General features: G+C 66.7%; 21 protein-coding genes. 6 read left to right on the top strand and 15 right to left on the bottom strand.

Annotation, left to right across the window (positions count from 1 at the left end; translation table 11 throughout):
* Positions 1 to 27 precede the first annotated feature (27 nt).
* Genes NX778_RS05645 through wrbA form a run of 8 tightly spaced genes read right to left on the bottom strand, consistent with a single transcriptional unit; the run spans position 28 to position 9,417 of the window.
* Positions 28 to 1,113, bottom strand: coding sequence for a threonine aldolase family protein (locus NX778_RS05645; protein ID WP_258810686.1), 1,086 nt, complete (start codon positions 1,111 to 1,113; stop codon positions 28 to 30).
* Positions 1,103 to 2,935, bottom strand: a complete 1,833-nt coding sequence (locus NX778_RS05640) for an ABC transporter transmembrane domain-containing protein (RefSeq protein ID WP_258810685.1) — start codon at positions 2,933 to 2,935, stop codon at positions 1,103 to 1,105. Before NX778_RS05640 ends, NX778_RS05645 begins: the two co-directional genes overlap by 11 nt.
* A gap of 8 nt (positions 2,936 to 2,943) precedes the next feature.
* Positions 2,944 to 4,014: a lipocalin-like domain-containing protein gene (locus NX778_RS05635; RefSeq protein ID WP_258810684.1), complete on the bottom strand. Its 1,071-nt coding sequence runs from the start codon at positions 4,012 to 4,014 to the stop codon at positions 2,944 to 2,946.
* Positions 4,011 to 6,557 (bottom strand): FtsX-like permease family protein, encoded by a 2,547-nt coding sequence (locus NX778_RS05630; RefSeq protein ID WP_258810683.1) that lies wholly within the window; start codon positions 6,555 to 6,557, stop codon positions 4,011 to 4,013. Before NX778_RS05630 ends, NX778_RS05635 begins: the two co-directional genes overlap by 4 nt.
* Complete coding sequence (locus NX778_RS05625) at positions 6,545 to 6,991, bottom strand: DUF4124 domain-containing protein (protein ID WP_258810682.1); 447 nt, start codon at positions 6,989 to 6,991, stop codon at positions 6,545 to 6,547. The genes NX778_RS05630 and NX778_RS05625 overlap by 13 nt, the downstream gene beginning before the upstream one ends.
* A gap of 14 nt (positions 6,992 to 7,005) precedes the next feature.
* Entirely contained in the window at positions 7,006 to 8,415 is a 1,410-nt protein-coding gene (locus NX778_RS05620; protein WP_258810681.1) for an FAD-binding oxidoreductase, read from the bottom strand.
* Positions 8,408 to 8,806, bottom strand: coding sequence for a DUF2069 domain-containing protein (locus NX778_RS05615; protein ID WP_258810680.1), 399 nt, complete (start codon positions 8,804 to 8,806; stop codon positions 8,408 to 8,410). Before NX778_RS05615 ends, NX778_RS05620 begins: the two co-directional genes overlap by 8 nt.
* Positions 8,806 to 9,417 (bottom strand): NAD(P)H:quinone oxidoreductase, encoded by a 612-nt coding sequence (wrbA, locus tag NX778_RS05610; RefSeq protein WP_258810679.1) that lies wholly within the window; start codon positions 9,415 to 9,417, stop codon positions 8,806 to 8,808. The genes NX778_RS05615 and wrbA overlap by 1 nt, the downstream gene beginning before the upstream one ends.
* Before the next feature lie 63 nt (positions 9,418 to 9,480).
* Between wrbA and NX778_RS05605 the strand changes: the two genes are divergently transcribed.
* Positions 9,481 to 10,863 (top strand): YihY family inner membrane protein, encoded by a 1,383-nt coding sequence (locus NX778_RS05605; RefSeq protein ID WP_258810678.1) that lies wholly within the window; start codon positions 9,481 to 9,483, stop codon positions 10,861 to 10,863.
* A 93-nt stretch (positions 10,864 to 10,956) separates the two neighbouring features.
* Here the strand turns inward: NX778_RS05605 and NX778_RS05600 are convergent, their stop codons facing one another.
* From NX778_RS05600 to NX778_RS05590, 3 genes are read right to left on the bottom strand one after another with little or no spacing between them, the layout of a single operon-like run.
* Positions 10,957 to 11,262 carry an Mpo1-like protein gene (locus tag NX778_RS05600; RefSeq protein ID WP_258810677.1) on the bottom strand — a complete coding sequence of 102 codons (306 nt, stop codon included), beginning with the start codon at positions 11,260 to 11,262 and terminating at the stop codon, positions 10,957 to 10,959.
* Positions 11,263 to 11,275: 13 nt separating this feature from the next.
* The gene (locus NX778_RS05595) at positions 11,276 to 12,085 is read right to left on the bottom strand and encodes an alpha/beta fold hydrolase (protein WP_258810676.1); all 810 of its coding nucleotides are present in this window, start codon (positions 12,083 to 12,085) and stop codon (positions 11,276 to 11,278) included.
* Position 12,086: 1 nt separating this feature from the next.
* Positions 12,087 to 13,397, bottom strand: a complete 1,311-nt coding sequence (locus NX778_RS05590) for an O-acetylhomoserine aminocarboxypropyltransferase (RefSeq protein ID WP_258810675.1) — start codon at positions 13,395 to 13,397, stop codon at positions 12,087 to 12,089.
* Positions 13,398 to 13,576: 179 nt separating this feature from the next.
* On the opposite strand from NX778_RS05590, the gene NX778_RS05585 reads away from it, so the two are divergent.
* Positions 13,577 to 14,029 (top strand): CBS domain-containing protein, encoded by a 453-nt coding sequence (locus tag NX778_RS05585; RefSeq protein WP_258810674.1) that lies wholly within the window; start codon positions 13,577 to 13,579, stop codon positions 14,027 to 14,029.
* A 104-nt stretch (positions 14,030 to 14,133) separates the two neighbouring features.
* On the opposite strand, the gene NX778_RS05580 is transcribed toward NX778_RS05585, so the two are convergent.
* The 4 genes from NX778_RS05580 to hmgA form a co-directional block, all read right to left on the bottom strand.
* Positions 14,134 to 15,504 (bottom strand): amino acid permease, encoded by a 1,371-nt coding sequence (locus NX778_RS05580; protein ID WP_258810673.1) that lies wholly within the window; start codon positions 15,502 to 15,504, stop codon positions 14,134 to 14,136.
* Positions 15,505 to 15,581: 77 nt separating this feature from the next.
* On the bottom strand, positions 15,582 to 16,208 hold the full coding sequence (locus NX778_RS05575; protein ID WP_258810672.1) for a class I SAM-dependent methyltransferase: 627 nt from the start codon (positions 16,206 to 16,208) through the stop codon (positions 15,582 to 15,584).
* Positions 16,201 to 16,899 carry an MBL fold metallo-hydrolase gene (locus NX778_RS05570; RefSeq protein ID WP_258810671.1) on the bottom strand — a complete coding sequence of 233 codons (699 nt, stop codon included), beginning with the start codon at positions 16,897 to 16,899 and terminating at the stop codon, positions 16,201 to 16,203. Before NX778_RS05570 ends, NX778_RS05575 begins: the two co-directional genes overlap by 8 nt.
* A gap of 90 nt (positions 16,900 to 16,989) precedes the next feature.
* Positions 16,990 to 18,288, bottom strand: coding sequence for a homogentisate 1,2-dioxygenase (gene hmgA / locus NX778_RS05565; protein ID WP_258810670.1), 1,299 nt, complete (start codon positions 18,286 to 18,288; stop codon positions 16,990 to 16,992).
* Between the two features lie 105 nt (positions 18,289 to 18,393).
* On the opposite strand from hmgA, the gene NX778_RS05560 reads away from it, so the two are divergent.
* The 4 genes from NX778_RS05560 (at position 18,394) to NX778_RS05545 (ending at position 21,083) form a co-directional block, all read left to right on the top strand.
* Positions 18,394 to 19,299: a LysR family transcriptional regulator gene (locus NX778_RS05560; RefSeq protein WP_258810669.1), complete on the top strand. Its 906-nt coding sequence runs from the start codon at positions 18,394 to 18,396 to the stop codon at positions 19,297 to 19,299.
* Positions 19,300 to 19,309: 10 nt separating this feature from the next.
* Positions 19,310 to 19,849 carry a hypothetical protein gene (locus NX778_RS05555; protein ID WP_258810668.1) on the top strand — a complete coding sequence of 180 codons (540 nt, stop codon included), beginning with the start codon at positions 19,310 to 19,312 and terminating at the stop codon, positions 19,847 to 19,849.
* A gap of 11 nt (positions 19,850 to 19,860) precedes the next feature.
* Entirely contained in the window at positions 19,861 to 20,217 is a 357-nt protein-coding gene (locus NX778_RS05550) for a CidA/LrgA family protein (RefSeq protein WP_258810667.1), read from the top strand.
* Positions 20,218 to 20,354: 137 nt separating this feature from the next.
* Complete coding sequence (locus NX778_RS05545) at positions 20,355 to 21,083, top strand: LrgB family protein (RefSeq protein ID WP_258810666.1); 729 nt, start codon at positions 20,355 to 20,357, stop codon at positions 21,081 to 21,083.
* Positions 21,084 to 21,104: the final 21 nt, after the last annotated feature.

Below are 21,104 nucleotides of genomic sequence, written 5' to 3'. Positions count from 1 at the left end.
GTGAGTGATTTCTGTATGTATTATCGCCTATTGGGCCAGGGCTTGCGAGAGCAGCGCCAGCGCATTGCGGATCTGCTGGTACGACATGGCGAGCATGTTGTCGCCTACGTAGATCTCGACGTAGCTGGTATCCGGCAGCACGCCGGTGGCGGCGCGGTTGAACAGCCAGATGCCGTGCTCCTCCGCCAGCCTGTTGCGGATCGCCAGCGCGCGCTCGCGGCTGACCAGCAGGTGAAGGTGCAGCATATTTGCCTGCGGCGCCGCCGGGTTCACGCGGATCCCGGGATGCGCGGCCAGCGCGTCGTAGAAAAAGCGCGTGCGCTCAAAGTAAGCCGGCATGGCAGCGAGCCGCTCGTCGAACTGCATCGCCGCCGCGACCACATAGGGCGAGCGGTGGATCACATTGCCGCCCTGGCGTTTCATCCATTCGGACGCGCGCGCGACGAACTCGCGGCTACCCGCCAGCATGGCGCCGCCAAGGCCGCCGACGCCTTTGTAGAGCGACACATAGACCGAATCGAAGCCGGCCGCGATCTCCGCCGCGCTCTTGCCGTAGCCGGCCTGCGCTTCCCACAGGCGCGCGCCGTCCATGTGCAGGTGGGCGCCGCGTTCGTGGCAGTGGGCCTTGATCGCTTCCAGCTCGTTCCACGTGGACAGCTGGCCGCCAATCTCGCGCATCGGGATTTCGAGGCCGACCGCGCCAAGGCGGTCCGGCACGCTGCGCAGGTCGTCGGCGGTCCAAGGAAGGTTGCGGTCGCCCACCGCCAGCGCGCTGAAATGGCCGAGCAGCTGGTAGTTGGAGCGCTCGTGCACGAAGATGTGCGAGGTCGGGTGCAGCGCGACCAGCGGACGGCCGCGGTCCTGGCAGGCCAGGCGCAGCGCCGTCACCTGGGTCATGGTGCCGCTGACGCAGAACACGGCCGCTTCGAAGCCGAGGAGCTTGGCGATCTTGTCCTGGAAGCGCTCGATCAGCTCCCCGCTGCCATAGACATCGTGCTCGATGCCGTGCTCCTCGCACCATCCGGCCATTGCCGCGAACATCTCGGCGGGACGGCGTGCACGGTGGCCGGGGAAGACGGTGTGGCAGCGCGCCAGCAGTTCGTTATCGGTCAATTGAAGCTCCTGTAACTTGCACGTGGTGGAACTGCAGCGCGGCCAGGTTGGCGTAGACGCCGCCCAGCGCGACGAGCGATGCGTGGGTGCCGGTTTCGACGATGCGGCCGTCTTCCATCACGATGATGCGGTCGGCGCGCTGCACGGTCGCCAGGCGGTGCGCAATGATCAGCGTGGTGCGGCCAACCATTGCCGCTTCCAGCGCGGCTTGCACCAGCCGTTCGGATTCGGCATCGAGCGCGCTGGTGGCTTCGTCGAGCAGCAGCAGCGGCGGATTCTTGAGCAGCGCGCGGGCGATCGCGATGCGCTGCCGCTGGCCGCCGGACAGGCGCACGCCGCGCTCGCCGAGGAAGGAGCGGTAGCCCTGCGGCAGGCGCTCGATGAATTCGTGGGCGGCGGCCATCTTGGCGGCGGCGATCACTTCCTCGTCGGTGGCGCCTGCGCGGCCGTAGCGGATGTTCTCCATCGCGTCGGCCGAGAAGATGATGGTGTCCTGCGGGACGATGCCGATCGCGCCGCGCAGCGTGTGCAGGTCGAGGTCGCGCACATCGACGCCGTCGAGCGTGATGGCGCCGGACTGCGGATCGTAGAAGCGCAGCAGCAGCTGGAACAAGGTGCTCTTGCCGGCGCCGGACGGACCGACCACGGCCACCGTCTCGCCCGGGCGGATCGACAGGTCGAGGTGGGCCAGCGCGGCGGTGTCCGGGCGCGACGGGTAGGAGAAGTTGACGTCGGCGAGGGCGACAGCGGCGCCGGCCGCGGTACGCTGCGGCAGCTGTTTCGGATGCGCCGGGTTCTGGATCTCCGAGCGGGCGCCCAGCAGTTCGAGCAGGCGCTCGGTGGCGCCGGCGGCGCGCTGCGCTTCACCGAGCACTTCGGACAACGCGCCGATCGCGCCGGCCACGATGGAGGCGTACAGGATGAACTGGCCAAGGTCGCCGCCCGTCATGGCGCCGGACAGCACCGCGTGCGCGCCCAGCCACAGCACGAATACGATGGTGCCGAACACCAGGACGATGGCCAGCATGGTGAGGAAGGCGCGGGCGCGGATGCGGCGCATGGCGGTGGCGAACGCGCCCTCGACGCTCTTGCCGAAGCGGTCGGCCTCGATGCGCTCGTGGGTAAAGGCCTGCACGGTCGGCATCGCGTTGAGCATTTCGCCGGCCATGGCGGAAGCGTCGGCGATGCTGTCCTGCGAGGCGCGCGACAGCTTGCGCACGCGGCGGCCAAACAGCACGATCGGCACCACCACCAGCACCAGCAGGCCGAGGATGATGGACGAGAGCTTCACGCTGGTCACGAACAGCATGGCCAGGCCGCCGACGAACAGCAGGGCGTTGCGCAGCGCGACCGAGATGCTGCTGCCGACCACGCTCTGGATCAGGGTGGTGTCGGTGGTCAGGCGCGACAGCACCTCGCCGGTCTGGGTGGTCTCGAAGAATTCAGGGCTTTGCTGGACCACGTGGCGGTACACGGCTTCGCGCAGGTCGGCGGTGACGCGTTCGCCCAGCCATGACACCGTGTAGTAGCGGGCCGCCGTCGCCAGCGCCAGGATGGTGGCGACGGCGAAGAGGGCGAGGAAGGTGGCGTCCACATGCCGGATGCTGCGCGGGCCGGCCGACGCGCCGAAGCCCAGGTCGATCATCTGCTTGAAGGCATAGGGAATCGCGAGCGTGGCCGCGGCGGCGACCACCAGCGCGATGCCGGCCATGGCGAACTGCTTGCGGTAGGGGCGAAGGAAGGGGAACAGGCCGCGGAAGGCGGCAAGGCTGCCTTTGCGGCTGGCCGGGGTGTCGTTATTGGTATTGGAACGGTCAGTCATTGTTCGGTTCAGAGTTTGAGCGGTGCGACGTAGCCTGTCAGTTCAAGGTAGCCGTGGCCGGCGGGTTTGCCGTCGCGTGCGATGCTGACGGCGCCTTCCCAGTACACCGCGCCGGTCGAGCGGCGCGAGTCCAGTTCCTGGTCGGGCTGCAGCGGACGGACCTGCCAGCGAGACTCGCCCAGCGCGAGGTCGGTGGACACCGGATAGACGCCGCCGGTACGCGGCGACTGCCAGTGCGAGCGCGGCGAAAACCTGACTTGATCCGGCGCGTATTGACGCATCTTGCCGGCCGAGTCGCGCACTGTCGCGTGCGCCCACAGTGTACCACCTTGCCTGGAGCGGATTTGGAAGGCCATCAGCGCCGATCCATCGTCGAGATTCGCGCCCAGCCAGTCCCATCCCGACGCATCCGGCTGCAGCGCTTCGCTCGACCATTCGTGGTCCAGCCATGCGCTGCCGGTGACCGAAGCCGCCTTGGCGCCGGTGTGGGCCGCGGTCCCGCTCACCTTGAGCTGCGGCTGGCTGTAGTAATAGCTGGCGTTGCGCGGCGACGGTCCTTTTTGCGAGAAGCCGGCCTCGCCTTCCAGCAGGGGCGGCTGGGTGGGCTCGAGGCGCAGCTCGAAGGACAGCTCGCGGGCGCGCACCGTCACCTGGTAGCTGCCGTCGGCCGCGCGCAGCATGCGCCAGTCGTCGAGCTTGATGTCGGTGTCGCCTTCGCGCGCCCAGGCCAGCCCGAAGCCTTCGCGCGCATTGCGCTCGTCGTGCAGCAGATGGCCGACGGCGGGATCGGACAGCGCGGCGTGGCCGATCACCACTTGTTTGGCGGCGAAGGCGCTAGGATTGGCGTCGTCGTTTTCGAGGCGGCTGCGGAAGAAAGTGACCTGGAAGCCGAGCGGCTTGCCCTCGGCCGTGCGCAGCCAGCCGGTGACGTACCACCACTCGGTACGGAAGGCCGGGTGCGCGCCGAAGTCGGCGGGGAAAGCGAGGGCGCGGCCGGGCAGCACGGGCGAAAACGCCGGTGGTGCGGCGTGCGCCGCCAGCGCGAACAGCGTGAGGAAAATCAGCAGCAGGCGCTTCACCAGTCCTCCCTGACGGCGCGCACCGGGCCGCCGGACAGCGCGTAGCGTCCCGACGCGAGCGCGGTGAGCACGGACGCGATCACCAGCACGGTGGCCACGGTCGCGAGCAAGGGCCACGGCAGGTGCAGCTGCATGGTCCAGTGGAAGGACTGCGGGTTGACGACGAAAACGAGGATCAGGCTGATCACGAGTCCCAGCGCGAAGCCGCAGGCTACGCCGAGCGAGGTGAGGAAACCGCCTTCGAAGGCGAGGATACGCAGCACCTGCCCGCGCGTGACGCCGACGTGGCGCAGCATGCCGAATTCCCTGGCGCGCGCCAGCGTCTGCGCCGAAAAGGTGGCGGCGACGCCGGACAGGCCGATGGCAATGGCGATCGCTTCCAGCAGATAGGTGACGGCGAAGCTGCGGTCGAAAATCTGCAGGCTGACGGCGCGGATCTCGCCGGGCTGCGCGAGCGTGAGTCCGGGACCGAACGGCAGCTTGCGGATCGCCTGCGCCAGCTGGTCGGCGCTGGCGCCGGGCGCGGCCCACAAGGCCGCATCGGAGACCTCGGTATCGCCCGTGAGCGCGCGGTAATCGGCCAGCGTGATCACCAGCGATCCGGCCTGGCTCGCGTAATCGCGCCAGACGCCGGCGACATAGAACTGGCGCGGCGCGCCGCCCAGCGGCAGCGTCAGGTGCGAACCGGGCTGCACGCGGTACAGGTCCTGCATCGCCTCGGAGATCCAGACCGGCCGTTCACCCGCCGGCACCGGCAACTCGGGGCCGATCAGGGCCAGCAGCTTGCCCGGTTCCCGCCGGTCGATGTCGCGCGCGATCAGGGTGACGTCGGCGCGGTCGGCCCGCAGCGACAGCGGACGTGTACGCAGGAATTGGATGCGCGCGGCGCCCGGCACACTGGCCAGCGCCTGCTGGTCTGACGCCGACAGCGCGCCCGTGTTGCCGACACGGGCGGTCCGCACGTACAGGTCCGCCGGCAGGATGTGCAGCATCCAGTCGTCGACCGACACGCGGAAGCTGGAGACCATGATCCCCATCGCGACCATCAGGCTGAAGCTGGCGAGCACGCCGCCCAGCGCGATCGAGGCCTGTCCCGGCGCGTTGGCCAGCCGCGCCAGCGCGAGCGTCAGCACGGGCGGCTTCGCGTGGCGCTTTTGGAGCGCCCGGTCCAGCACGCGGAAGACGGTCGCGGCGAGGCGCGGCATCAGCCCGATGCCGCCGATGAGCAGCAGCGCGATGGCGAAGTAGCCGAACAGCGGAAGGCCCATCACCGGCGGCGCGAACGCGAACGCGGCGCCGAGCGCAAGGCAGATCAGTGCCGGCCAGACCCGCGACAGCCGGGCCAGCGGCGCCTCGTCGTTGCCGGACTTGAGGGCGACGGCGGGCCGGGCGCGCGCCGCCTCGAGTGCCGGCGCGAGGCAGCCGAGCAGCGCCACGGCGAGCCCCAGCGTGAAGAAGGCCAGTGCGGCCCCGGGCGCGAACGCGACTTCCGGGTGCACGCCGGGGAAGTAGCCTGCGCCGAGATCGCCGCCGAAGTAATGCAGCGCCAACGCGGCCAGCGCGTAGCCGGCGCCGATGCCGAGCAGCGAGCCGAGGATGCCGAGGCCCGCGCCTTCGACCAGGATCTGGCGCAGCAGGGCGCGGCGTTCCAGGCCCAGCACGCGCAGCAGCGCGAACTGGCTGCGCCGCCGCAGCACCGACAGCGCCTGGGTCGAGAACACGAGGAAGGCGCCGGTGAACAGCGCAACCAGCGCCAGCACGGTCAGGTTGACGCGATAGGCGCGACTCATATTGCTGGTGCGGCTTTGCTGCTGTTCGTCGTTGGGCTGGCCGACGCGAAAACGGCCGGGATAAGACCTCTCCAGCGCGGACGAAAGCGCCCGTTCGAAGGCGGCGCGGTTGACGCCATCGCTCAGCTTGAGGTCGATGCGCGACAGCTTGCCCAGACGATGGAAGCGCCACTGGGCCGCGCCGATGTCCATGACCCCAAGGCGCTGCCCGGCGCGTGCCTGCACGGAGCCGGCCACGCGCAGGCGCAAGTCGCCGGTGCCGCTGCGGACGGTCAGCGTGCCGCCGTCGCGCACGCCCAGCCAGGACTGGGCCGCCGGCGACAGGAAGATGGCGTCGTCCGCCAGCACGTCGGCGTGGTGCTCCGATGACGACTTGCCGACGAGACCAGGTTCGACGAAGCCGGCGCGCAGGGCGTCGAGGCCGACGATCTTCAGCGCGCCGCGTGCGCCCGGCACCGCGGCGTCGACTTCGAGCACGGGCGATGCGACCGCCACGCCGATGTGCGTCGCGAGCGTCGGGTAGATGGCTTCGTCAAACAGCGCCTCGCGCCCGGCCACCTGCAAATCCGCTTGCCCGGCCAGGCTCTTGACCGCCGCCGAGAATTCGTTGAACGCGGCCGCATTGATCAGGTGAATGGCGTAGCCCATTGCCACGCCGACGGCGATGGCCGCGATCGCCAGCAGCGCGCGCACCGGGTGGGCGCGCCATTCGCCCAGCAGCAGCCAGCGGGAAAGCAGCCTCAGGCCGGACATTCCACCGCCAGGGTCTCGGCATCGCGCCGTGCCTTGCGCTCGGCGCCGCTGGCCGCTGCGCCGGTGAGGCGGGCGCGGTCCTCGGACGACCATTTCTGTTTCAGACGCAGCTTGGCGCAGCGCTTGCGCTGGGCGTCCTCGGCGCGCTGCTCGCGGGCCTGGGCACGGGCTTCGCGCGCGGCCGTCGTGCGTTGGCGTTCGGCGCGCAGCTCTTGTGTGAGTCTCAGCTTTTCCATCTCAAGCAGCATCTCGCGGTCGCCGCGGGGCGGCGCCGGTGCGACTGCGGGCGCTGGCGGCGCCTGCAACTGCACCCCGTCGGCGCAGGGCCGGTCGCGGTACTCGGTCTTGCCGTGTTCGGTACATTTGAAAATCGCTTGCGCCAGCGCCGGCTGGGCCTGCGCGCAAGCGGCCGCCAGCAGAATGGTTCGCACCATGCTCGCCTCCTGGGTCAAAGAATTTTGCCAGGGTTCATAATGCCGAGCGGGTCGAGGGCGGTTTTGATGGCACGCATCATGTTCAGCTCGACGGGCGATTTGTATCGGCTCAGTTCGCCACGCTTGAGGGCGCCGATGCCGTGTTCCGCGGAAATGGATCCACCGAAAGCATGGGCGTTGTCGTGCACGATGCGGTTGATGGCCGGCTGGTGGGCCAGGAAGGCGTCGTGCGATGCGCCGTCGGCGGGCGCCACGTTGTAGTGCAGGTTGCCGTCGCCCACATGGCCGAAGCACACCACTTGGCAGCCGGGAAAAGCCTCCAGCAAATCATCGTCCGTCTTCTCGATGAATTCGGGGATGTTCGAGATCGGCAGGGAAATGTCGTGCTTGATGTTCTTTCCTGCGGCGGACTGCGCGAGGGAAATATGTTCGCGGATCTGCCACAAGCCGGCCGATTGTGCCATCGAGGTCGCCACCACGGCGTCGTCCGCATGACCGCGCTCGATGGCGTCGGCGATCGCCATTTCCAGCAGGGCGACGGCATGCTGTTCGGACTCGGCGCTGGACACCTCCAGCAGCACGTACTGCGGGTGCGCCGTCGCGAACGGTTTCGGCAGTTGCGGAAAATGGTGCGCGACCAGGCGCAGGCAAAAGTCCGACATCAGCTCGAAAGCCGTCAGGCTGGCGCCGACGTGGTCCTGCATGAGGCTGAGCAAGCTCAGCGCCTGCCATGGATTGTCCAGCGCCAGCAGCGCGGTGATCGAGGCCCGCGGCATCGGGTACAGCTTGAGCACGGCAGCGGTGATCACGCCCAGCGTGCCTTCGGCGCCAATGAACAGGTCGCGCAAGTCGTAGCCGGTGTTGTCCTTGCGCAGGCCGCGCAGGCCATTCCAGATTTCGCCTTGCGCAGTCACGACCTCGAGGCCCAGGCACAGTTCGCGGGCATTGCCGTAGCGAAGGACCGCGGTCCCGCCGGCGTTGGTCGACAGATTGCCGCCGATGGTGCAACTGCCTTCGGCGGCGAGCGACAGGGGAAACAGCATGCCTTCGGCGGCCGCGGCCTGCTGGATCTGCTGCAACACGCAGCCGGCCTGCACGAGCATGGTGCGGTTGCCGGTGTCGATATCGGAGATGCGGTTGAGCCTGCCCAGCGAGAGGATCACTTCCAGCCCGCTGTCGTCGGGCACGCTGCCCAGCACCAGTCCGGTCTTGCCACCTTGCGGCACCAGCGGAACCCTGTGTTCGGCGCAGGCTTGCACCAGTCGCGCGACCTCGGCCGTGTTGGCCGGCCGCAGCACGGCGCGCGCCTTGCCGGTAAAGCGGCCACGCCAGTCGGTCAGGTAGGGCGCCTTGTCGGCGGCGGCGGTCAGGACGTGGCGGCCGCCAATGATGTTGCGGCAGGAATCGAGGAAAACGTCAGTCATGCGAGACCTTGACTTTGTCCAGCAGCTCCTTGGCGAGGCGTTTGGCCTTCTGTTTGTAGGGCCGCAGGAACAGCAGGGCGCAAGCGTAATACAGCACCGACAGCAGCACTTCGCCGCCGGCCATGATGCGCGACGGGGTGGACTGGTCGGCCCAGGCCCGCACCACGCCTTCGGTAAAGTACAGCAGGATCACCATCGACGACCACTGCAGGGTGTACAGCTCGCGCTTGAGCACGCCGCGCAGGGGAATGAACAAGGGCAGTACCTTGAGGGCAAGCAGGGAGCCGCCCGGGTGGAGGGGAGCGACCAGCACTTCCCATGCGACGAGCCAGCCGATCAGCACCACGAGGCTGCCGATGGCGCCGGCGTGAAAGAACTTTTGGGTTTCCATCACTGTGTTCCGCGCAATTTCACCGCGGCCATTGCCAGGCGACGCCCAAGCGCAATGGCCAATGTCCTCTCATCTTCCGTGACCGGCTTGTCACCGTCAATACCAGCCCAGTGAGTCGCGCCATACGGGCTGCCGCCGGCGCTGGTGTTCATCAACTCGGGATGGGTGTAGGGCAGGCCCAGCACCATCATCCCGTGGTGCAGCAGCGGGATCATCATCGACAACAGTGTCGTTTCCTGCCCACCGTGCATGCTGCCGGTGGAGGTAAACACGGCCGCCGGCTTGCCCGACAGGGTGCCGGCGAGCCAGTCGGTGGCGGTCCCGTCGAGGAAATATTTTAGCGCGGATGCCATATTGCCGAAGCGTGTGGGCGAACCGAGCGCGAGGCCAGCGCAATCTGACAGGTCCTGTAACTCGACGTAGGGCGCGCCCGCCCTGGGGATGTCCGGCTCGGTGGCCTCGGCCACGGTGGACACCGCCGGCACGGTGCGCAGGCGCGCATTCGCCCGCGGCACGCTCTCGATGCCTTGGGCGATCAGTTCGGCCAATTTACGGGTGGCGCCGTGGCGGGAGTAGTACAAGACGAGAATAGTCAGATTGGTTGGGTTCATCGTTGGTATTATAGGGCGCTTTACAGAATGACATGGCCGCAAAGCGGCAGATTTTGGCGACGGATGCTCTCTAAAACAGTCTCATCGATTTCGCGCTCGACCAGCGAGATGATCAACGTCAGCGTGGACATGGTGCGCGGGCTCACCTGGAGCGAAACGCGCGACCTGGTGCGCTTCGCGATTCGCCGCCTGCGCGAGGAAAAGCTGCAGCAGGTGGCGGGCAGCCTGACCTTCACCACCACGCTCGCGCTGGTGCCGCTGCTGACCATCGTGCTGGCGATCTTCACGACCTTCCCGATCTTCGGGCAGTTCCGGCTCGCGCTCGACACCTGGTTCGTGCAGACCGTGATGCCGAAGGCGATCGCGAACACCATCACCTCGAACCTGACCCAGTTCGCCAGCAAGGCCACGCGGCTGTCGGCGGTGGGCGCGGTGGCGCTGCTGGTGACCTCGACCGCGATGATCGCGACCATCGAGCGCGCCTTCAACCAGATCTGGCGGGTGCGGCGTCCGCGGCCGCTGGTGCAGCGCGTGATCATCTACTGGGCGCTGGTGACGCTCGGGCCGCTGCTGGTGGGCTCCTCGCTGACCATCACCTCGCAGCTGTTCATTGCGACCGGTGGCCTGATGAAGACCATTCCGCTGCTGGCGGCGGTGTTCTTCACGGTGGTGTCGATCGCGATCACGACGGCGGGTTACACGCTGCTGTACATGGTCGTGCCCAACCGTTCGGTGGACTGGCGCGACGCGGCCTGGGGCGGGCTGGTGGCGGCGATCGCGTTCGAGGTGGCCAAGCGCATGTTCGGCCTGTTCATCCACCAGTTCCCGACCTACGCGATCATCTACGGCGCGCTGGCGGCGCTGCCGCTGTTCCTGCTGTGGATGTACCTGTCGTGGATGATCACGCTGGTGGGCGCGGTGCTGACCGCGGCGCTGCCTGTGGTGAAGTATGAGCGCTGGTGGTACGAGCCGGTGCCGGGCGGCGAATTCGTCGACGCGATGGCGATCCTGAAGGTGCTGTACCGGCATTCGCAGATCAGCGGAACGGCGCTGGTGTCGAGCCCCGCAATCCGGGCCCATACACGCATCGGCTACGACGAGATGACGGCGCTGCTGGAGAAGATGGTGGCGGCCGGGTGGGTCGGGCGGGTGCACACGGACGTGTCGGCGCGGGCGCGCTGGGGCAAGGGCGTGCGCCAGCATGCGGATAACTGGGTGATGCTACTGGATCCGAGCTTGCTCAGGGTGTCGGACGTGTACCGGCTGTTCGTGTTCGGGGCCGCGGGTGTCGAGGCGCTGGCCGGGGCAACGGCGCAGGAGCCCGCGCCGGAGTCGCCGGTGGCGCTGGATACGGCGGAGCTGGCGCGGCAGGTGGAGGAAGCGGTCGAGAAGGGGCTGGGTCAGACGCTGGCCGAGCATTTTGGCGATCGGCGCAAGAAGGAATAAGCGAATCGCTCGCTCAGATTCTATCGTCGTTCCCGCCTTCGCGGCAACGACGGTAACTCTTGATCGGTCGCTCGCAAGAGGTCGCGCTGGACGCTACCAGGTCAACTTCCCGGTCAGCATCTGCCAGTACATCACCCAATCCGCGCGAAAGGAGTAGAGCGGCTGGTCGAAGGTGGCCGGCCGGTTTTTCTCGAACATGAAGTGCCCGATCCACGCCCCGCCGTAGCCCGTTGCCACCGCCACCAGCAGCCACCACGGATTCAAACTGTCGATGTACTGCGCGATCCCGGCGATGGCCGACGAGGTGCCGATGAAGTGCGCGCGGCGGCAGCGGCGGTCGGCGTGCTGCGTCAGGTAGTAGGGGTAGAACTCCGCAAACGTGCCATAACGCGCGTTCATCTTCGCCTCCTCGCTATTCGATCTCCTTCGCGAAGCCGTACAGCGCATCGAGTACGGCGTCCGGCTGCTCGGACATCATCGCGTGCCCGGCCTCCACGCTGACGATTCTGCCATGCCTGACCGCGCTCGTCAGCAGTTTGGCCGATCGCGCGGGGGTCATCATGTCCTTCGACCCCAGTACGAACAGGGTCGGGCAGCCCACCGCTTCGGCGGCCGCCTGGCCGTTGGCGTAGGCGTTGCAGGCCGCGAAATCGGTGTAGAACAGCTGCTCCGGGTTCTGCTGCGACATCCGCTGCATCAGCCGGCGCAGGCCACCCATTACCCAGAAGCCCGGCGCCGGTGACGAGGGCTTGTGCGCGATGGTCGAGTGCGACCAGATGTTCACCATGTCGATCGCGGCTTGTTCGTCCACGCGCGCGGTTTCGAGCAGGGAGTCCGAGACCTTCATCGGGAAGGTGGTGCCGAGCAGCGCCAGGCCGCGCACCCGCACCGGGGCGCGGTGGCTGGCCTCGAGCGCGATCAGCGATCCCATGCTGTGCCCCACCAGCACGGCGCGTTCCACGCCGGCGGCGTCGAGCAGCGCCAGCACCCAGGCGGCCATCGCCTCGACCGATTCCAGCGCCGGGCCGCTGCTCCTGCCGTGGCCCGGCAGGTCGACCGCGAGCACGCCGAAGCCGTGGTGCGCGAAGTAGCGGCTTTGCAGGCCCCATACCGAGTGGTCGTTCTGCGCGCCGTGGATGAAGACGATGGTGGGCAGCGCCGCGTCGAAAGGTTTGCCGCCGGTGTAGGCGTAAGCTTCCTTGTCCTGAACCCGAAACAGCATCTCAGGCTCCTTTCTGCGCTGCCTTGAGCGCGCGTGCGAGGTCTTCGATCAGGTCGCCCGGGTCTTCCAGGCCGATCGACAGGCGCATCGTGCCTTCGCCGATGCCGCTGGCGGCCAACTGGTCCACCGGCACGCGCAGGTGGGTGGTCGATGCCGGATGGATCACCAACGATTTGGCGTCGCCGACGTTGGCCAGGTGCGAGAACACCTTGAGGCTATCGACGAAGCGGCGGCCGGCCGCGCGGTCGCCCTTGAGGTTGAAGGTGAAGACGGAGCCTGCGCCTTTCGGCAGCAGCTTTGCGGCCAAGGCGTGGTCGGGGTGCGATTCGAGTTCGGGATAGGACACCGACTCCACCGCCGGCTGGCTCGCGAGCCAGGCAACCAGCTTGCGCGTGTTGGCGATGTGGCGCTCCATGCGCAGTCCGAGCGTCTCGACGCCCTGCAGGATCGCGAAGGCGTTGTGCGGGCTCATGATGGCGCCGAAATCGCGCAGGCCCTCGCGGCGGGCGCGCAGGGCGAAGGCGCCGACGGTCGATTCTTCGGTGAACACCATGCCGTGGAAGCCTTCGTACGGTTCGCACAGTTCGGCGAAGCGGCCGCTGCGCTCGTAGGCGCGCTGCCAGTCGAAGGTGCCGCCGTCGACCAGCAGGCCGCCCATCGCGGTGCCGTGCCCGCACAGGAACTTGGTGGCCGAGTGGAACACGATGTCCGCGCCGTGTTCGAGCGGCTGCAGCAGCCAGGGCGTGGTGAAGGTCGAATCGACCATCAGCGGCAGGTCGTGTTCGTGCGCCAGCGCCGCGATGCGCGGGATGTCGAGCACGTCCAGGCCCGGATTGCCGAGCGTTTCGCCGAACAGCAGCTTGGTGTTCGGCCGGATCGCGGCGCGCCAGGCGTCGAGGTCGCGCGGATCGACGAAGCTGGTTTCGATGCCGAAGCGCTTGAGCGTGTACGCCAGCAGGTTGTGCGAGCCGCCATACAGGGCGCGCGAGGCGACGATGTGCGAGCCGGCGCCGGCGATGGTCGTCAGGCCGATGTGCATCGCGGCCTGGCCGCTGGCGGTGGCGAGGCCGGCCACGCCGCCTTCCAGTGCCGCGATCCGTTCTTCCAGCACCGCGTTGGTGGGGTTCGAGATGCGCGAGTAGACGTGGCCGGAGCGTTCCATGTTGAACAGGGCGGCGGCGGTATCCGAATCGGGCAGGGTGAACGAGGTGGTGAAATAGATCGGCGTGGCGCGCGCGCCGGTGGCCGGATCGGGCGCGCCGCCGGCGTGCAGCGCGAGGGTATCGAAGCCGGGGTAGTGTGGACCGCTCATGATCGACTCGTTTAAGTGCGGAAATGGGCGGCATCGTAGCATTTATTCATCGGCGCGCCACAGTCGCGCGCACTGATTAGGCGCAAAACTGGATTTTTTATGGTGCATACGCTAAATTCAGACTTAAGAGTTATGCAAATTTATCAATCCCAGCTAGACCACCGACGAGGGCGCCCATCATGAAAGTTTCCGAAATCCTTCAGGTTAAGGGCAACATCCTGTACACCGTCAATCCCGATACGCCGCTGGCGACGGCCGTGTCGACCATGGCGGAGCGCGACATCGGCTCCCTGGTCGTGATGGAATATGGCGATCTGGTCGGCATGCTGACCTTCCGCGAGGTCATCGGGGTGCTGCATGCCAATGGCGGTTCGGTGGGTGACGGCACGGTGCGCCGCTACATGGACGATTCGCCGATCACGGTCACGCCGACCACCGAGGTCAACGAGGTGCGGCGCATCATGCTGGAGAAGCATGCGCGCTACCTGCCTGTGATGGATGCGCGCACGCTGCTGGGTGTGATTTCCTTCTACGACGTCGCGAAGGCGGTGCTTGAAGCGCAAAGCTTCGAAAACCGTATGCTCAAGGCCTACATCCGCGATTGGCCGGCTGAGCAGACGGCGGACGATTAACACCTGAGGTAAAAACGTCGTCCCGGCGCAGGCCGGGACCCATGCTAGCTCCCCGAAGTTGGAGGCGTTCCATGGGTCCCGGCCTGCGCCGGGACGACAGTTTTTTATGCTTCGGCGGCTTTCACGCTCGCCGCATTGCGCTGGCGCAGCCAGAAGCCGATGCCGAGCACCGCGAGCCAGGCCGGAATCAGGTAGACCGACAGGCGCAGGTCCGGGGTCAGGAACATGATGACCAGCATCGCCGCCAGGAAGCCCAGGCACAGGTAGTTGGTCAGCGGTGCAAGCGGGCTCGGGAAGCCAGTGGCGTGGCCCGCTGCGCGCTTGGCGGCGCGGAAGCGCAGGTGGATCCAGCTGATCATGCCCCAGTTGATCACCAGCGCCGACACCACCAGCCCCATCAGCATGCCAAAGGCTTCGCGCGGCATGAAATAGTTCAGGCACACGCACAGGCCGGTGGCGAGGGCGGACACGCCCAGCGCCCGCACCGGTACGCCACGGCCGCTCAGGCGCAGCAGCGCGCGCGGCGCATTGCCCTGCTCGGCCAGGCCATAGAGCATGCGGCTGTTGGCGTAGACGCCGCTGTTGTAGACCGATACGGCGGCCGTCAGCACCACCAGGTTGAGCACGTTGGCCACCGCGTTCGCATTGAGCGCGTGGAAGATCAGCACGAAGGGGCTGCCGCCGGCCGCAACTTTCTGCCACGGGTAGAGCGACAGCAGCACGGCGAGCGCGCCGATGTAGAAGATCAGGATGCGGTAGATGGCCTGGTTGGTGGCTTTCGGGATGCTGTGCGCCGGGTTGTCGGCTTCGGCGGCGGTGATCCCGATCAGCTCGAGCCCGCCGAAGGAGAACATCAGCATCGGGATCGCCATCACCAAGCCTTTGATGCCGGTCGGCATGAAGCCGCCGTCGCGCCACAGGTTGGCCACGCCCGCTTCCGGGCCGGCGCCGCCGGAGGCCAGCAGCCAAAGCCCGAACAGGATCATGCCGACCACCGCCACCACCTTGACCAGGGCGAACCAGAATTCCATTTCCCCGAAAGCCTTGACGTTGAACAGGCTGATGGCGTTGATCGCGAGGAAGAATGCCAGCGCCGATGCCCAGGTCGGCACGCCCGGCCACCAGTACTGGACGTAGATGCCGACCGCAGACAGCTCGGCCATGCTGACGAGCACGTAGAGCACCCAGTAATTCCAGCCCGACAGGAAGCCGGCGAGGTGGCCGCAATACTTGTTGGCGAAGAAGCTGAAGGAGCCGGCGACCGGCTCGTCGACCACCATCTCGCCGAGCTGGCGCATGATCAGGAAGGCGATCAGGCCGCCAACCGCGTAGCCCAGCAGGACGGCGGGGCCGGTCATCTGGATGGTCTGCGCCACGCCGAGGAACAGCCCGGTGCCGATCGCCCCGCCCAGCGCGATCAGCTGGATGTGACGGCTCTTGAGCCCGCGTTTGAGTTGGTGCGCCGCGTCGGACATAGTTTCCCCAAGTGCATGATGAAGCGGTGGATTCTAATGCAATTGAGTTTGCCGGGCGACGGTTTTATTGATCAGGTTTAATTACGGCGCGCGACCATGCCGATCAGGGCCGACGGACCGACGTGGCGCGTGCCTTCGGTCAGCCGGGCTTCGTAATCGCGCAGTTCGACCAGCTCGAAACCGTCGAATTCGGTGCGCAGCAGGTCGGCGGTGTAGAGGTGGTCGGGCAGGCCGGGGCCACCGGTGTTGTATTCCAGCTGCTTGGGCGTGTAGCCCTGCAGGAGGATGTAAGCGCCCGGCTTGACGGCTTCGCGCATGCGGGCGAACAGGCGCGCGCGCATGGCGGGATCGGCGAACTGGATGAAGATCGCGACCACGTAGTCATAGGCTTGCGTGGTCCATGCGTAGCTGTCGCAGTCGGCAACCTGGTAGTTGACGTCCACGCCGGCGTTCGCGGCCAATTGCCGGGCCTTGTCGACGCCCACCGGGGAGATGTCGAAGGCATCCACCTGCACGCCCAGCTGCGCGAGCCAGACGCTGTTGCGGCCTTCGCCGTCGGCCACTGCCAGGGCGCGGGTGCCGGGTTTGAACAGCCCGCGGTGCTCCGCGAGCCAGGCGTTAGGTTCGGTGCCGAAGACGTAGCCGGGATCGCTGAAGCGCGCGTCCCAGGTGGCGGAAGGTTCGGGAAAGGTACGCTCAGCCATGTGGCAGGCCCAGGTTGCGGTTGGCGGGCACCGCGACGTCGATCAGGCGCGGACGCGGCAGGTTCAGGTTGTTCATCAACACGATGAAATCTTCGCGGCTACGGTTGGCCAGGCGCGCATTGTGCTCGCGTTCCCAGCCGATGGTCGACACCGACTGGCCTTTGTAATCGTGGCCGGGCCAGATGCGGGTGGCGCCGGGCAGCGTAAACAGCTTGCCGGTGACGCTGTCGTACAGGGCTTCGGCGCTGCCGCTCTGGAAGTCGGTGCGGCCGCAGCCGTCGATCAGAAGGGTATCGCCGCTGAACAGGTTGCCGCGCCACAGGTAGCTCATGCTGCCCGCCGTATGGCCCGGAGTGTGGATCACCTGGATGGTTTCGCCGTCGCCAAAGCTGATGACGTCGCCGTCGTTCAGCTGCATTTCCGCGGGCGGGATGCCGCAACCGCTCGGGACGGCCGCCTTGGCGCCGGTCAGCTCGCGCAGCTTGCCGGCCGAGGTGACGTGGTCGGCGTGGGCATGGGTTTCCAGCACAATCTGTAAATGCAGCCCGAGGCGCGCGATGTGGGCGAGGTCACGGTCGAGGTTGTGGTCGACCGGGTCGACGATCACCGCGTCCTTGGTGCCGGGCACGTTCAGGATATAGGTGAACGTGGAGGATTCGGTGTCGAACAGCTGGATGGGGTTGGGGTTCATGCTGGGTCCTGTCTTGGTGGTCGCATCTGTTGCGCAGCGCTTATTGGAGTTTATTCCTTTGTAATGACGCTGGCGAGTGGCCGGGGCTGCTTACTGAGGTTCAAGCCGAAAATTCTTGCGCAGGCCGGACCAGCAATCAGCGTAGTTGCGCTGCAGTTGCGGGCTGTTCAGCGCGTACTCGGTCGGCTGGATCACGTGGCGGGTTTCGAACATGAAGGCCATGGTGTCGGCGACCTTGCTCGGCTGGCTGGTGTCGGCGTTGCTCGCCTTGTCGAAGGTGGCGGCGTCCGGGCCGTGGCCGCTCATGCAGTTGTGCAGGCTGGCGCCGCCGGGGACGAAGCCTTCGGCCTTGGCGTCATAGGCGCCGTGGATCAGGCCCATGAATTCGCTGGCGATATTGCGGTGGAACCAGGGCGGGCGGAAGGTGTCCTCGCCGACCAGCCAGCGCGGCGGGAAGATGACGAAGTCGAGGGTGTCGACGCCCGGCGTGTCGGACGGCGCCTGCAGCACCAGGAAGATGGATGGGTCCGGATGGTCGTAGCTGATCGAGCCGATGGTGTTGAAATGGCGCAGGTCGTATTTATAGGGCACGTAGTTGCCGTGCCAGGCCACCACGTCCAGCGGAGAATGGCCGATCGGCGCGCGCCACAGATTGCCGCAGAACTTGGCGACCAGCTCGAAATCGCCGTCGCGGTCTTCGTAGCGCGCCACCGGCGTCAGGAAATCGCGCGGGTTGGCCAGGCCATTGCTGCCGATCGGGCCGAGGTCCGGCAGGCGCAGCAGGGCGCCGAAATTCTCGCAGATGTAGCCGCGTGCCTCGCCGTCGGGCAGGGCCACGGAGAAACGCATGCCGCGCGGGAGGACAGCGATCTCGTGCGGCTGGACTTCCAGCAGGCCGAGCTCGGTGGCGATCGCCAGACGGCCAAGCTGGGGCACGACCAGCAGTTCGCCGTCGGCCGAATAGAAGAAGCGGCCGGCCATGCCCTTGTTGGCGGCGTATAGGTGGATGGCGCAGCCGCTCATGGCTTCCGGCGAGCCATTGCCCGCCATGGTGACCAGGCCGTCGATGAAGTCGGTCGGCGCGGCGGGCATGGGCAGCGGGTCCCAGCGCATCTGGCCGGGCGGCACCGGGGCCTGGTTGAAGTGGCTGGCGATGCGACCGTTGTCGAGGCGGGTGAAGGCGCCGTGCATGGCGCCGGGGCGGATGCGGTACATCCAGCTGCGGCGGTTGTGGCTGCGCGGCGCGGTAAAGGCGGTGCCGGAGAGCTGTTCGGCGTACAGGCCGTAGGGCACGCGCTGTGGCGAGTTGCGATGCAGCGGCAGGGCGCCCGGCAGCGCCTCGCTCGCGAATTCATTGCCGAAGCCGGAATGGTAACCGTCGTGGGACATGGAGCCTCCCTCATTGTTGATGCCACCACTCTAAGGCAATCGAGAATAATTTACGAGGCGAATACAAAAATGTAGACTATTGATTAGATAAATAAAACAAGCGCCATGATCGAACCGCATTCCATCGACCTCAATCTGCTGGCCGTGTTCCAGGAGGTTTACCGCGAGCGCCAGATCATGGCCGCCGCCAAGCGCCTCGGGCTGACGCAGTCGGCGGTCAGCAATGCCCTGGCGCGCCTGCGCCGCACCTTCGATGACGAACTGTTCGTGCGCACGGCGCACGGGATGCAGCCGACACCGTTCGCCGAGCAGGTGGCCGGGCCGCTCGGGGTGGCGATGGCGCAGGTGACGCTGGCGCTCAACCAGCGCAGCCAGTTCGATCCCGCGACCAGCGATCGCCGCTTCGTGCTGGCGATGACCGATGTGGGCGAGGTGCACTTCATGCCGGCGCTCGTGGCCCGCGCCCGCATTCTGGCCCCGCACGTGCAACTGAGCTCGGTGCGGGTCAGGCCGGTAGGGCTCAAGGAGGAGCTGGAGAGCGGGCGCGTCGACCTGGCTATCGGGCCGTTCGAAGGCATGTCGGAAGCGTTGTACCAGCGCCTGCTGTTCCGCCAGCCCTACGTGAGCATGTTCCGCACCACGCATCCGCTGGCGCGCGGCAAGGTGACGCTGGAACGTTTCAGGCAGGCCGAGCATCTGCTCCTGGACGCCAGGGTCGGTCCTTACGACCGGATCAACCAACTGCTCGAGCAGGCTGGCGTCGGCAAGGACACGCGCTACCGGGTGCCGCATTTCACCGCCGTGCCCTACATTGTGAGCGAGAACGATTTGGTGGTGACGGTGCCGAGGAAGCTGGCCGAGAGGGCGGCCAAGCCGTTCGGGCTGAAGTTGATCGAGCCGCCCCTGGCCCTGCCGTCGCTGCAAACCAATCTGTTTTGGCACCGGCGCTACAACGAGGATCCGGGCGGATTGTGGCTGCGGGCGCTAGTGGTGGACACGTTCGGTGAATAGGAGAAAACAGATGATGAGTTTGTGTCGCGCTTTTTCGGGGTTGGTTCTGCTGCTTGCGCTTGCCGAACAGCCTGCTTTGGCGTGCTGGGCCGCGCCACCGGGGCATTTGATCGGTGTTGATGAACAAATCGCGGACGCCAAGAATATTGCAGTTGTTAAGGTGGTGAGCGCGACCCCGACCGCCGACGGCCAGATCAAGTACGAGTTTTTGGTGCAGAAGCGCCTCGCCGGGGAGGAGCATGCGTCATTTGCACTTCTGGAAAGTGACGCTAAAGGTGTTATCCGCGACACCAGCTTTGACCGCCACAACGATCCGGCGTTCTGGGCGTTTGGTGGCGGGCGCTTGACGAATTACGTGGACTGCAAACTCTATCCCTGGTTCGTCGCGGGCGCCAGCTACCTGTTGTTTGACGACGCGCTCCAGACGCGTCGCAGTGCCGAAAAGATCGACACAATTGGCATGTCGTTTGATCGCGAAGACAAATGGCTGCTCTACGTGGAGGGGGCGCTGGAAAAACGGCGTCAGCGAGAGCTGGGTCAACCTAACTGAACGGAGGCCATATGCTGCTCGCGCTTGCGATTCTGCTGGTTTTCCAGTGTGTTGGAGAGGGCATCGCTTTTCTTAGTGGGTGGCCGATACCGGGGCCTGTGATCGGGATGCTGCTGTTGTTCGCTTCGCTGCTGGCCTGGCCTCGACTGCACGAACTGCTGGAGCAGACGGCGACTCAGTTGTTGCGGCATCTTTCGCTGCTGTTCGTTCCCGCCGGCGTGGGCATTATCGTTGCAGCGGCGAGTGGGCGTGGACAGTGGCTGGCGATTGCGGTTGCGCTGGTGTGCAGTACGCTGCTGACATTGGCAGTGACGGCGCTGGTGATGCAGGCGCTGGCGGGCAATCCGAAGGAGCCGGACGATGCATAGCCTGGCAAATTCCAGAAGAGATACCGTCATTCCCGCGCAGGCGGGAATCCATGCTGAGCATCCTGACATGCGGTCTACGGGTTCCCGCCTGCGCGCGACCGACGGTCTGTATTTCTACGCACATGCTTGGCGGCGCGATGTTTAACGGGATTGGCTCCTTCTGGGTGTATCTGTCGGCTTCGCCTTTACTTGGCCTGACGCTGACCTTGTGCGCCTACGTCGTCGCCCACGCGATCTTTGAACGCTGCAAATTTTCGCCGCTGGCCAATCCGGTGGCGATCGCGGTGGCGCTGATCGCGATTGTGCTGACGGTGTCCGGCATGTCCTACCAGCGCTATTTCGCCGGCGCGCAATTCGTCCACTTCCTGCTCGGGCCGGCGACGGTGGCGCTGGCGGTGCCGCTGGCGCGCCAGTTTCCGCGGATGCGGCGCGCGCTGCTGCCGATTTCCTGCGCTTTGCTGACAGGTTGCGTGACGGCCATCGTGTCGTCGGTGGCGATCGCCCGGCTGCTTGGCGCGACACCGCAACTGGCGCGCACCTTGGGGCCGAAATCAGCCACGACACCCATCGCCATGGCGGTCGCCGAACGCTTGGGTGGCCTGCCGGCGTTGACGGCGGTGGTCGTGATCCTGACCGGCATCTTCGGCGCGATTACGGGACGCTTTCTGTTCAATGCGATCGGCATCCGCTCGATGGAGGCGCGCGGCTTCGCGCTGGGCGTCGCTTCGCACGGCATCGGCACGGCGCGCGCGTTCCAGGTGAATGCGGAAGCGGGCGCCTACGCTGGGCTCGGCATGGGCATGAACGGCGCAATGACGGCGCTGCTCGCGCCCTGGCTGGTTCCACTGGTGCTGCGCTGGCTCTAGGGGCGACGGGACGCTATCATT

It is taken from the genome of Massilia terrae (assembly GCF_024753145.1).
Taxonomy (GTDB): domain Bacteria; phylum Pseudomonadota; class Gammaproteobacteria; order Burkholderiales; family Burkholderiaceae_D; genus Telluria; species Telluria terrae.
Note: the sequence above shows the minus strand (reverse complement) of the source record. Positions and strands in the feature narration are given on the sequence as shown.

Excerpts from the sequence above, each read along its gene's own strand:
- NX778_RS05640 (WP_258810685.1), bottom strand. The coding sequence starts at position 2,935 with ATGACTGACCGTTCCAATACCAATAACGACACCCCGGCCAGCCGCAAA.
- NX778_RS05630 (WP_258810683.1), bottom strand. The coding sequence starts at position 6,557 with ATGTCCGGCCTGAGGCTGCTTTCCCGCTGGCTGCTGCTGGGCGAATGG.
- NX778_RS05625 (WP_258810682.1), bottom strand. The coding sequence starts at position 6,991 with ATGGTGCGAACCATTCTGCTGGCGGCCGCTTGCGCGCAGGCCCAGCCG.
- NX778_RS05620 (WP_258810681.1), bottom strand. The coding sequence starts at position 8,415 with ATGACTGACGTTTTCCTCGATTCCTGCCGCAACATCATTGGCGGCCGC.
- NX778_RS05615 (WP_258810680.1), bottom strand. The coding sequence starts at position 8,806 with ATGGAAACCCAAAAGTTCTTTCACGCCGGCGCCATCGGCAGCCTCGTG.
- wrbA (WP_258810679.1), bottom strand. The coding sequence starts at position 9,417 with ATGAACCCAACCAATCTGACTATTCTCGTCTTGTACTACTCCCGCCAC.
- NX778_RS05605 (WP_258810678.1), top strand. The coding sequence starts at position 9,481 with ATGCTCTCTAAAACAGTCTCATCGATTTCGCGCTCGACCAGCGAGATG.
- NX778_RS05600 (WP_258810677.1), bottom strand. The coding sequence starts at position 11,262 with ATGAACGCGCGTTATGGCACGTTTGCGGAGTTCTACCCCTACTACCTG.
- NX778_RS05595 (WP_258810676.1), bottom strand. The coding sequence starts at position 12,085 with ATGCTGTTTCGGGTTCAGGACAAGGAAGCTTACGCCTACACCGGCGGC.
- NX778_RS05590 (WP_258810675.1), bottom strand. The coding sequence starts at position 13,397 with ATGAGCGGTCCACACTACCCCGGCTTCGATACCCTCGCGCTGCACGCC.
- NX778_RS05585 (WP_258810674.1), top strand. The coding sequence starts at position 13,577 with ATGAAAGTTTCCGAAATCCTTCAGGTTAAGGGCAACATCCTGTACACC.
- NX778_RS05580 (WP_258810673.1), bottom strand. The coding sequence starts at position 15,504 with ATGTCCGACGCGGCGCACCAACTCAAACGCGGGCTCAAGAGCCGTCAC.
- NX778_RS05575 (WP_258810672.1), bottom strand. The coding sequence starts at position 16,208 with ATGGCTGAGCGTACCTTTCCCGAACCTTCCGCCACCTGGGACGCGCGC.
- NX778_RS05570 (WP_258810671.1), bottom strand. The coding sequence starts at position 16,899 with ATGAACCCCAACCCCATCCAGCTGTTCGACACCGAATCCTCCACGTTC.
- hmgA (WP_258810670.1), bottom strand. The coding sequence starts at position 18,288 with ATGTCCCACGACGGTTACCATTCCGGCTTCGGCAATGAATTCGCGAGC.
- NX778_RS05560 (WP_258810669.1), top strand. The coding sequence starts at position 18,394 with ATGATCGAACCGCATTCCATCGACCTCAATCTGCTGGCCGTGTTCCAG.
- NX778_RS05555 (WP_258810668.1), top strand. The coding sequence starts at position 19,310 with ATGATGAGTTTGTGTCGCGCTTTTTCGGGGTTGGTTCTGCTGCTTGCG.
- NX778_RS05550 (WP_258810667.1), top strand. The coding sequence starts at position 19,861 with ATGCTGCTCGCGCTTGCGATTCTGCTGGTTTTCCAGTGTGTTGGAGAG.
- NX778_RS05545 (WP_258810666.1), top strand. The coding sequence starts at position 20,355 with ATGTTTAACGGGATTGGCTCCTTCTGGGTGTATCTGTCGGCTTCGCCT.